Origin of the sequence: Kocuria kalidii (genome assembly GCF_044462225.1) — a bacterium.
Classification (GTDB): Bacteria; Actinomycetota; Actinomycetes; order Actinomycetales; family Micrococcaceae; genus Kocuria; species Kocuria kalidii.
Window position 1 is genome coordinate 1 of the sequence record NZ_JBISWJ010000039.1, and the last position, 10,823, is coordinate 10,823.

A 10,823-nucleotide genomic window follows, 5' to 3' on the forward strand; every position below is an offset into this window, starting at 1 on the left:
CCGCCCCCGGGTGCTTCGCCCCGCCGGCCCCGGCGGTGGCAGGACGACCACGCGGCTCGACAGGAGGATCCGGTGTTCTGGTGGCAGGGCGACGGCGGACAGGGGGTCCGGGTGGCGTTCACGGACCGCGGTGCGGGCAACCTCGCGCTGCACACGGGTGACGACGCGGACGCCGTGCGCGCCCGCCGCACGGCCCTCGAACGGTCGATGGGCGTCCCCGGCGGCTCGCTGGTGTTCCTCGAGCAGGTGCACGGCACCGACGTCGCCGACGCGGACGAGCACGACCGCCCGGCCGTCCCGACCGCGGACGCCGCGGTCACCGCGAGGGGCGTGCCGCTGGCCGTCATGGTCGCCGACTGCGTGCCCGTGCTGCTGGTGGGGGAGGGACCCCGGGGTCCGGTCACCGGGGTGGCCCATGCCGGCCGCCGGGGCCTGCTCGACGGCGTGCTCGAGCGATCGGTCGAGCAGCTGCGGGCCCGTGGCGCGCGCGGGCTGTCGGCATGGCTCGGCCCCTCGATCTGCGGGAGCTGCTACGAGGTCCCCGCCGCCATGCGCGAGGAGGCCGTGCGGCGGCTCCCCGCCGTGGCCGCCACGACGTCCTGGGGGACCCCGGCGCTCGACCTCCGCGCCGGGGCCCGGGCGCGGCTGTCCGCACTGGCGGTCCGTGTCGTCGAGCCGACGGTGTCCTCCGGGTCCTCGTGCACCTGCGAGAACGAGGCACTGTCCTCGCACCGCCGGGATCCCGGTTCCGGCCGCATCGTGGGACTCGTGTGGCCCGCGCGCCCGGGCGCGGAGGTCTCCGCGTGAGCGCCGGCCGCGCCGCCGACCCCACCGTCGACCGCGGCGGGGGCGACCCTCGGACCCTGGAGCTGGCCCGGTCCCTGGACCGGGTGCGGGCCCGGATCGCCGCCGCCGGGCGGGAGCCGGGCTCCGCGGAGCCGGTGCTGATCGCCGTGACGAAGTTCTTCCCCGCCGCGGACGTGGCCCGGCTGCACGGGCTCGGCGTCCGGGACGTGGGGGAGAACCGGGACCAGGAGGCCGCCGCCAAGGCGCGAGAGGTGTCGGGTCTCGTGGACGGCCCGGTGACCTGGCACTTCGTGGGGCAGCTCCAGTCCAACAAGGCGAAGTCCGTCGTGCGCTACGCGTCGTGGGTGCACTCCGTGGACCGCGCCTCGCTGGTCACCGCGCTCGGCAAGGCGGTGCAGCGGCACCGGGAGTCGGTGGCGGCCGGGGACGCGGCGGCCGGGCCGTGCGCGGACGAGGACCTGACGTGCCTGGTCCAGGTGTCCCTGGACGCCGAGGAGCGCCGCGGCGGGGCCCGCCCCGAGGACGTCGTCGGGCTCGCCGAGCGGATCGCCGGGACGGAGGGCCTGCGCGCCGGAGGGGTCATGGCCGTCGCCCCCCTGGGGGAGCCGCCGGGGCCCGCCTTCGACCGCCTCCTCGAGATCTCGCAGGAGCTCCGGCAGGCCCTGCCGGGGGCGACGGCCGTGTCCGCGGGCATGAGCGAGGACCTGGAGGAGGCGGTCGCCCGGGGAGCCACGCACGTGCGCGTCGGCTCCGATATCCTCGGCCCCCGGGCGCCCGTAGGATAGCTTTGAGGACGGCCCCGCGGGGCCAGGGCCGTACCGCGTTCCGCGCAGCACACCGGGCGCCGGGCGGTCCGAGGATCCCGGAACCCCCCACCGCCGTCATCCGCACAGACAGTCAAGGAGAGCACCATGGCCGGAGCGCTGCGCCGCACCATGATCTATCTCGGCCTCGCCGAGACGGACGAGGACTACGACGACACGACGCCGTCCCGCCAGGAGCACCCGTCGGCCGTCGCGGTCCGCGAGGAGCCGCGCGAGGCCCGCGCGCACGAGTCCACGGCCGTGGCCGCGCCGCGCCGGTCGGCCGAGTACCGGGCACCGGTCACCCCCATCAAACGCGCCCCCTCCAGCTCTCGAGAGGACAGCTCGACCTTGCGCACGATCACCACCGTCCACCCGCGTTCCTACAACGACGCGAAGTCCATCGGCGAGGCCTTCCGCGAGGGGACGCCCGTCATCATGAACGTCAGCGACATGGGCGACGCCGAGGCCAAGCGGCTGGTGGACTTCTCCGCCGGCCTGGTCTTCGCCCTGCACGGCTCCATCGAGCGGGTGACCGGCAAGGTCTTCCTGCTCACCCCGTCCTACGTGGAGGTCGTCGGGCACCCCGCCGGCGGCGAGGACGAGACCGACGACCACCAGGAGGACTGAGGCGGACCGATGGACATGTTGCTCTCCGTGCTGTACCTGGCACTGCACCTCGTGTACGTCGCGCTGCTCGTGCGCCTGGTCCTCGACTGGGTGCAGATGTTCGCCCGCAGCTGGCGGCCCCACGGCGCCGCCCTGATCGGGGCCTCGGCCGTGTACACGGTCACCGACCCGCCCATGCGGCTGCTGCGCCGGCTCGTGCCGCCCCTGCGCTTCGGCGGGGTGTCGCTGGACCTCGGCTTCCTCATCCTCATCTTCGCCGTCAGCATCGTCCGGGGCATCGTCGGCTCGATGCTGATCTGATCTGATCTGATCTGATCTGACCTGATCTGACCTGACCCGATCCGGCCCGGTCCGCACCGGACCCGCCGGTGTCCTCGCACCGCCCGACCACCGGGCCCGGCCGGTCGGGCCCCGCACCGCCGGCCACGCGGCCCGCACCCCGCCGAAGGAGAACTGAACTCATGGCCCTGTCGCCCGAAGACGTCATCAACAAGCGCTTCCAGCCCACCAAGTTCCGGGAGGGCTACGACCAGGACGAGGTCGACGACTTCCTCGACGAGATCGTCGTGGAGCTGCGCCGCCTGAACCAGGAGAACGCGGACCTCAAGCAGCAGCTCGAGGCCGCCGGGCAGCCCGTCGCCCCGCGGGAGTCGGCGCCGTCGCCCGCCTCCGCGCCGGACGTCCCCGGTGCGGACCTGCCCGGTGCGGAGTCGGCCGGCGCGGAGTCCCTCGACGCCGGCACCGGCGGCGCCCAGGTCGGCGCGGCCGAGCCGGCCGCGACCGCGGCGCCCGCGACCGGGGCACCGGAGACCGTCCCGGCGGGGACCGAGCCCGCTCCCGGTGCGGCCCGGTCCGCGGCCGGGGTGCTCGCGATGGCCCAGAAGCTGCACGACGAGTACGTCGCCGAGGGCACCGCCGAGCGGGACCGGATCGTCGGGGAGGCCCGCGTCCAGGCCGAGGAGCTCGTCACGGACGCCCGGCGCACCCGGGAGGAGACCCTCGACGCGCTGCAGGAGGAGCAGGCCGCGCTGCAGGCCCGCGTGTCGGGGCTGCGCGCCTTCGAGCACGACTACCGCACCAACCTCAAGGTGTTCATCCAGGACCAGCTCCAGGACCTGGACACGACCCCGTCCCTCGAGCCCGCGCCGACCACGGACGGCGTCGCGGGCACGTCCCGGCCCGAGCAGGCCTGAGCCCCGGGCCGGGACCCACGACCCGCGGAGGGGCCGGCCACGGGCCGGTCCCTCCGTCGTCGTCCGGCCCGGACCCGCACGGCGGACGTGGCACCATGGAGCACGACTCCGTCACCGGCACCGCCCGGTGCCCGAACCGCCTTTCGAGGAGAGCATGAGCGAGCACCCCGAAGTCCCCGTCGGCGCGCCCGACCGCGCCGCGCCGCGGACGGTGCTGCTCATCGCCGCGGCCGCCGCGCTGCCGGTCTACGCCGTGGACCAGCTGACCAAGTGGTGGGTCGTCGCCACCATGGCCCTGGGCGAGCGCACCCCCGTGGTCGAGGGCCTGCTGTGGTGGCAGCACATCCGCAACCCGGGCGCCGCGTTCTCCCTCGGTGCGGACATCACCTGGGTCTTCACCGTCGTGATGGCGGTCGTGTCCGTCCTCATCGTGCTGACCCTCCGCCGGGTCCGCTCGGCCCCGTGGGCGCTGGCCCTGGGCCTCGTCCTCGGCGGGGCTCTCGGCAACCTGACCGACCGGCTCCTGCGGGAGCCGGGCTTCGGGGTGGGCCACGTCGTCGACTTCATCGCCGTGCCGCGCTTCGCGATCTTCAACATCGCCGACTGCGGCGTGGTCGTGGGGGTGTCGCTCGTGGTGCTCCTGACCCTGCTCGGCCGGGAGCTCGACGGCACGCGCACGGGCTCCGGCGTCACGGACGCCGACCGGCTCGAGGCCTCGCCGGGTGAGGACGAGGCCCGTGGCTGAGCCGGCGGAGCACACGGCGGAACGCTTCACCGTGCCGCCGGAGCTCGAGGGACAGCGCGCGGACGCGGCGGTGGCCGCCCTCACCGGGCTCTCCCGCTCGGCCGCCGCGGGCCTGTGCGCCGAGGGCCGCGTGCTGCACCGCGACCGGCCGGTCGCCAAGTCCTTCCGGGTCGAGGCCTCGCAGACGCTCACGGTGCACGTGCCCGTCCCCGGGGACCCGTCCCGGATCGTGCCGCAGCTGGTCGACGACTTCCGCGTGGTGCACCTGGACGACGACATCGTGGTGATCGACAAGCCCCCGGGGGTCGCCGCGCACCCCTCCCCGGGCTGGAAGGGCCCGACCGTGGTCGGGGCCCTGGCGGGCGCCGGCGTCGCCGTCAGCACCTCCGGCGCCCCCGAACGGCAGGGGGTGGTGCACCGGCTCGACGTCGGCACGTCCGGGCTGATGGTCGTGGCCCGCACGGAGCGGGCGTACACCGCGCTCAAGCGGGCGTTCAAGGAGCGGACGGTCACGAAGGTCTACCACACCGTCGTGCAGGGCCTGCCGGACCCGCTGCGCGGGACCGTCGACGCGCCGATCGGACGGCACCCGGGCTACGACTGGCGCTTCGCCGTGGTCGAGGGCGGACGCGCCTCGATCACCCACTACGAGGTGCTCGAGGGCTTCGGGCGTGCGGCCCTCGTGGAGGTCCACCTCGAGACCGGGCGCACCCACCAGATCCGCGTGCACTTCTCGGCCCTGCGCCACCCGTGCTGCGGCGACCTGACCTACGGCGCGGACCCGGCGCTGTCGGCCGGGCTGGGGCTGACCCGGCAGTGGCTGCACGCCCAGCGGCTCGGCTTCGAGCACCCCGGGACGGGGGAGCCGGTCGAGTTCGACAGCCCCTATCCGCCGGACCTGTCGTTCGCGCTGGAGACCCTCCGGGACGGAGGCCCGGCCTGATCCGGCGGGCCCGCGGCCGGGCGGGGCAGACGGTGCGGGCGACTACACTGGTCGGGTGACGACGGCATCCGGCAAGAACAGCTTCACCCACCTGCACGTGCACACCGAGTACTCGATGCTCGACGGTGCGGCACGCCTCGACGACCTCTTCGCGGCCTGCCACGAACTCGGCATGTCCTCCCTCGCGACGACCGACCACGGCTTCGTGTTCGGCGCCTTCGACTTCTGGAACAAGGCCCGTAACGCGGGGATCAAGCCGATCATCGGGGTCGAGGCCTACCTGACCCCGGGCACCGCGCGCTCGGACCGCACCCGTGTGAAGTTCGCCGACGGCGGCCGCGACGACGTCTCCGGCGGCGGCGCGTACACCCACATGACCCTGCTGGCCGAGACCACGCAGGGCATGCAGAACCTGTTCCGGGCCTCCTCCCTGGCCTCCCTCGAGGGGCAGCTGTACAAGCCGCGGATGGACCGGGAGCTGCTGAACACCTACGGCAAGGGCCTCATCGCCACCACGGGCTGCCCCTCGGGCGAGGTCCAGACCCGGCTGCGCCTGGGCCAGTACCAGGAGGCGCGGCAGGCCGCGGCGGAGTTCCGTGACATCTTCGGCGCCGAGAACTACTACTGCGAGCTCATGGACCACGGCCTGGGCATCGAGAAGCGGGTCACCGGCGACCTGCTCAAGCTCGCCAAGGACCTGCAGCTGCCGCTCGTGGCCACCAACGACCTGCACTACACGCACGCCGAGGACGCGACGTCCCACGCGGCGCTGCTGTGCGTCCAGTCCGGCTCGTCCCTCGCGGACCCGAAGCGCTTCAAGTTCGACGCCGACGAGTTCTACCTGAAGTCCCCGGCCGAGATGCGCGAGCTCTTCCGTGACTTCCCGGAGGCGTGCGACAACACCCTCGAGATCGCCGAGCGGTGCAACGTGGAGTTCGACACCTCGGCGAACTACATGCCGCGCTTCCCGACCCCCGAGGGCCACGACGAGGAGTCCTGGTTCGTCGAGGAGGTGCAGCGGGGCCTGCACCACCGCTTCCCGGGCGGGATCCCCGAGGACGTGCAGCGCCAGGCGGACTACGAGAAGGGCATCATCCTGCAGATGGGCTTCCCGGGGTACTTCCTGGTGGTCGCCGACTTCATCAACTGGGCGAAGAACAACGGGATCCGGGTGGGGCCGGGCCGCGGCTCCGGCGCGGGCTCGATGGTCGCCTACGCCATGCGCATCACCGAGCTCAACCCGCTCGCGCACGGGCTGATCTTCGAGCGCTTCCTCAACCCGGACCGCGTCTCCATGCCCGACTTCGACGTCGACTTCGACGACCGCCGCCGCTCCGAGGTGATCCACTACGTCACCGAGAAGTACGGCGACGAGCGCGTGGCCATGATCGTCACCTACGGCACCATCAAGGCCAAGCAGGCCCTGAAGGACTCCTCGCGCGTGCTCGGCTACCCCTTCTCGATGGGCGAGAAGCTGACCAAGGCGATGCCGCCGGACGTCATGGGCAAGGGCATCTCGCTCAAGGACGTCTACGACGAGAGCGCCAAGCGCCACGGGGAGGCCGACGAGCTGCGCGAGATCCTCGCCCAGGACCCCGAGGCGAAGAAGATCTTCGACACCGCCGAGGGCCTCGAGGGCCTCAAGCGCCAGTGGGGCGTGCACGCGGCCGGCGTCATCATGTCCTCGGACCCGCTGATCGACATCATCCCGATCATGCGGCGCGAGCAGGACGGGCAGGTGATCACCCAGTTCGACTACCCCACCTCGGAGGGGCTCGGGCTGATCAAGATGGACTTCCTGGGGCTGCGCAACCTCACCATCATCTCCGACGCGATCGAGAACATCACCCTGAACCAGGACGGGTTCGTGCTCGACCTGGAGAACCTCCTGCTCGACGACGCCGAGTCCTACGAGCTGCTGGCCCGCGGCGACACCCTCGGGGTGTTCCAGCTCGACGGCGGGCCGATGCGGCAGCTGCTCAAGATGATGCGCCCCGACAACTTCGAGGACATCTCCGCCGTCATCGCCCTGTACCGCCCCGGGCCCATGGGCGCGAACTCGCACACGAACTACGCGCTGCGCAAGACCGGCCAGCAGGAGATCACCCCGATCCACCCCGAGCTCGAGGAGCCGCTCGCGGAGATCCTCAACACGACCTACGGCCTGATCGTCTACCAGGAGCAGGTCATGGCGATCGCCCAGAAGGTCGCGGGCTTCACCCTCGGGCAGGCGGACATCCTGCGCCGCGCCATGGGCAAGAAGAAGAAGTCCGAGCTGGACAAGCAGTACGAGGGATTCCACGGCGGCATGGTGGAGCGCGGCTACTCCGAGGCCGCCATCAAGGCCCTGTGGGACATCCTGCTCCCGTTCTCGGACTACGCGTTCAACAAGGCCCACTCCGCGGCCTACGGTCTCGTCTCCTACTGGACGGCGTACCTCAAGGCGCACTACCCGGCCGAGTACATGGCCGCGCTGCTCACCTCGGTGGGGGACGACAAGGACAAGCTCGCCCTGTACCTCACCGAGTGCCGCCGGATGGGCATCACCGTGCTGCCCCCGGACGTCAACGAGTCCGCGCTGAACTTCACCCCGGTGGGCACCGACATCCGCTTCGGCATGGGCGCGGTGCGCAACGTGGGCGCCAACGTCGTCAGCGCCATGGTCGAGGCGCGGGAGGAGCACGGCGCCTTCACCTCCTTCAACGACTTCCTGGCCAAGGTCCCCGCGGTGGTGTGCAACAAGCGCACCATCGAGTCCCTCGTGAAGGCCGGCGCCTTCGACCGGCTCGGCCACACGCGGCGCGGGCTCGTGCTCTGCCACGAGGAGGCCGTGGACGCCACGGTGGCCGTCAAGCGGCAGGAGGCCGCCGGGCAGTTCGACCTCTTCGGGGGCATGGGCATGGACGACGAGGACCCCACGACGTCCCTGACCGTCGCGGTGCCGGACGTGCCCGAGTGGGAGCGCAAGGACCTGCTGGCCTTCGAGCGCGAGATGCTCGGCCTCTACGTCTCCGACCACCCGCTGCGCGGTCTCGACGAGGCGCTCGGGCAGTACGCCGACACCTCCGTCCAGCCGCTCCTGGGCGAGGACGGCCGGCCCGACGGCGCGGTCGTGACCGTGGCCGGCATGATCACCTCCCTGTCCCGCCGGATCGCCAAGACCTCGGGCAACGCGTACGCCCGGGTGGAGCTCGAGGACCGGACGGGCTCGATCGAGGTCATGTTCTTCGGCAAGGCCTACGCCCCCATCGCGGGCGTGCTGGCGGAGGACCTGATCTGCGTGATCAAGGGCCGGCTGCAGCGCCGGGACGACGGATCGGTGACGATCTCCGCGCAGGAGCTCACCGTTCCGGAGCTCTCGGCGGACGGTCATAGCGGTCCCGTGCTGATCGCCCTGCCCGAGTTCCGCGCCACGGAGGCGACGGTCAAGGAGATCGGTGCGGTGCTGCGCAACCACCGCGGGGACTCCGAGGTCCGCATCCACCTCGAGACCCGGCAGAAGGTGCAGGTCCTGCGCCTGGGGCCGGACCTGCGGGTGAACCCGTCGCCGGCCCTCTTCGGGGACCTCAAGGTGCTGCTCGGGCCGACCTGCCTGGAGGTGTAGCCCACCGGGCGGCGGAGCGCAAGGTGCGGACTCCGGCGCGGCGCCGCCGTGGAATACCATGGAAGGCGTGACTACTGCTGAGACGACCACGACTCCCGCCCTGCGAACGATCGACCTGCGCGGCCGGCACCTGTCCTGGTCCGAGCTGCGGGCGGCGGTCCCCCGGCAGAGCTCCACGTCGCTCGCCTCCGCGGAGCAGGCCGTGGAGGAGATCATCGCGGCGGTCCGGGCCGAGGGAGCCGACGCCCTGCGCCGCTACGCGCAGCGCTTCGACGGGGTGGAGCAGGGTGCGCTGCGGGTGGACCCCGCGGAGATCCGCCGGGCGGTCGACGAGCTCGACCCGGCCGTCCGCCGCGGACTCGAGACCGCCATCGAGCGCACCCGGGCCTTCGCGCAGGCCCAGCGCCCGGCCGACGCCCGCGTCGAGGTCGCTCCGGGCGCCGTGCTCGTGCACCGGTGGACGCCCCTGCGGCGGGCGGGCCTGTACGTGCCCGGCGGCCTCGCCGTCTACCCCTCGTCCGTGGTCATGAACGTCGTCCCGGCCCAGGCGGCCGGGGTGGGGTCGGTGGTGCTCTGCAGCCCGCCGCAGAAGGAGTTCGGCGGCCTGCCGCACCCCACGATCCTCGCGGCCGCCGGGCTGCTGGGCGTGGACGAGGTCTGGGCGATCGGCGGCGCCCAGTCGCTGGCCGCCATGGCCCACGGCGTCACGGACGGCGAGGACGTGCTCGAGCCGGTCGACACCGTGACGGGTCCGGGCAACGTCTACGTCGCCACGGCCAAGCGCCTGCTCCGCTCCGTGGTCGGCGTGGACGCCGAGGCGGGGACCACCGAGATCGCCGTGCTGGCCGACGACACGGCCGTGCCCGCCTACGTCGCCGCCGACCTCGTCTCCCAGGCCGAGCACGACCCCGCCGCCGGAGCGGTGCTGATCACCCACTCGCCGGGGCTCGCCGGCCGTGTCGCGGCGGAACTGGCCGTGCAGGTGCCCGAGGCCAAGCACCGGGAGCGGATCACCACGGCCCTGTCCGGCCCGCAGTCCGGCATCGTGCTCACCGACGACCTCGACGCCTCGATCGCCGTGGCCGACGCCTACGCCGCCGAGCACCTCGAGATCCACACCGCAGAGCCGCAGGAGGTCGCCGCGCGGGTGCGCAACGCGGGCGCGATCTTCCTGGGCCCCTACAGCCCCGTCCCGCTCGGCGACTACGCGGCGGGCTCGAACCACGTGCTGCCCACGGGCGGGACGGCGGTGCACGCCCAGGGCCTGTCCACCACCGCGTTCATGAAGGCCGTCCAGATCGTCGAGTACTCCCGGGAGGCGCTCGCGCTCATCGGCGACGACATCGTGGCCGTGGCGGGCTCCGAGGACCTGCCGGCGCACGGCCGGGCCGTCACGATCCGCACCGGGAGCTGATCCGACGTGCACTGCCCGTTCTGCCGTCACACCGACTCCCGCGTCGTCGACAGCCGCACCACGGACGACGGGACGGCGATCCGCCGTCGCCGCCAGTGCTCGGAGTGCGGCCGGAGGTTCACCACGGTCGAGACCACGACGATCTCGGTCATCAAGCGCTCGGGCGTCACCGAGCCCTTCGACCGGCAGAAGATCGTGAACGGGGTGCGCAAGGCCTGCCAGGGCCGGCCGGTGAGCGAGGACGACCTCGCGATGCTCGCCCAGGAGGTCGAGGAGACGATCCGGGCGCTGGGCGCCGCGGAGATCGAGGCGCACGAGGTGGGGCTGGCGATCCTCGCCCCGCTGCGCCGGCTGGACGTGGTGGCCTACCTCCGCTTCGCCAGCGTGTACCAGGCGTTCGACGGCCTGGGCGACTTCGAGGAGGCCATCGACCTGCTGCGCCGGCAGCAGGCCGAGCAGACCGGGCAGCAGACGATCCCCGCCACGGTGGAGCCCATCGGCGCCGCCGCGAAGAGGCGCTCCGGCCGACGGTCGCGCGGCAAGGGCTACGAGGGCGTCTCGCAGCCGCGGCTGCTCTGAACGCCGACCCGCGCTCCCGTCCGGAACGTCCCGGCGTGTCCCTTGCCGGGGCCGGACGGGGGTCGTAGAGTGGTCAACGTAACAGGCTCCCGCCGGGGGCCGCGG

Annotated in this window: 10 protein-coding genes; all 10 read left to right on the plus strand. The window is 73.0% G+C overall.

The annotated features are described in order from the left end of the window. Positions 1-72: 72 nt before the first annotated feature. The 10 genes from ACH9D3_RS06005 (at position 73) to nrdR (ending at position 10,718) form a co-directional block, all read left to right on the plus strand. Entirely contained in the window at positions 73-807 is a 735-nt protein-coding gene (locus ACH9D3_RS06005; RefSeq protein WP_396410248.1) for a laccase domain-containing protein, read from the plus strand. After that, positions 804-1,592 (plus strand): YggS family pyridoxal phosphate-dependent enzyme, encoded by a 789-nt coding sequence (locus tag ACH9D3_RS06010; protein ID WP_396410249.1) that lies wholly within the window; start codon positions 804-806, stop codon positions 1,590-1,592. Before ACH9D3_RS06005 ends, ACH9D3_RS06010 begins: the two co-directional genes overlap by 4 nt. A 126-nt stretch (positions 1,593-1,718) precedes the next feature. Next, complete coding sequence (locus ACH9D3_RS06015; protein WP_396398419.1) at positions 1,719-2,240, plus strand: cell division protein SepF; 522 nt, start codon at positions 1,719-1,721, stop codon at positions 2,238-2,240. A gap of 9 nt (positions 2,241-2,249) precedes the next feature. After that, entirely contained in the window at positions 2,250-2,540 is a 291-nt protein-coding gene (locus tag ACH9D3_RS06020; protein ID WP_396398417.1) for a YggT family protein, read from the plus strand. Between the two features lie 161 nt (positions 2,541-2,701). After that, a complete protein-coding gene (locus ACH9D3_RS06025) occupies positions 2,702-3,433 on the plus strand; it encodes a DivIVA domain-containing protein (RefSeq protein ID WP_396410250.1) in 732 nt (243 codons plus the stop codon). A 154-nt stretch (positions 3,434-3,587) separates the two neighbouring features. Beyond that, complete coding sequence (gene lspA, locus ACH9D3_RS06030) at positions 3,588-4,178, plus strand: signal peptidase II (protein ID WP_396398415.1); 591 nt, start codon at positions 3,588-3,590, stop codon at positions 4,176-4,178. Then, a complete protein-coding gene (locus tag ACH9D3_RS06035; protein WP_396410251.1) occupies positions 4,171-5,121 on the plus strand; it encodes an RluA family pseudouridine synthase in 951 nt (316 codons plus the stop codon). Before lspA ends, ACH9D3_RS06035 begins: the two co-directional genes overlap by 8 nt. Positions 5,122-5,176: 55 nt before the next feature. Continuing rightward, positions 5,177-8,725: a DNA polymerase III subunit alpha gene (gene dnaE / locus ACH9D3_RS06040; RefSeq protein ID WP_396410252.1), complete on the plus strand. Its 3,549-nt coding sequence runs from the start codon at positions 5,177-5,179 to the stop codon at positions 8,723-8,725. A 58-nt stretch (positions 8,726-8,783) separates the two neighbouring features. After that, on the plus strand, positions 8,784-10,139 hold the full coding sequence (gene hisD, locus ACH9D3_RS06045; protein ID WP_396398412.1) for a histidinol dehydrogenase: 1,356 nt from the start codon (positions 8,784-8,786) through the stop codon (positions 10,137-10,139). 6 nt (positions 10,140-10,145) lie between these two features. Further along, the gene (gene nrdR / locus ACH9D3_RS06050) at positions 10,146-10,718 is read left to right on the plus strand and encodes a transcriptional regulator NrdR (protein WP_396398411.1); all 573 of its coding nucleotides are present in this window, start codon (positions 10,146-10,148) and stop codon (positions 10,716-10,718) included. Positions 10,719-10,823 lie beyond the last annotated feature (105 nt).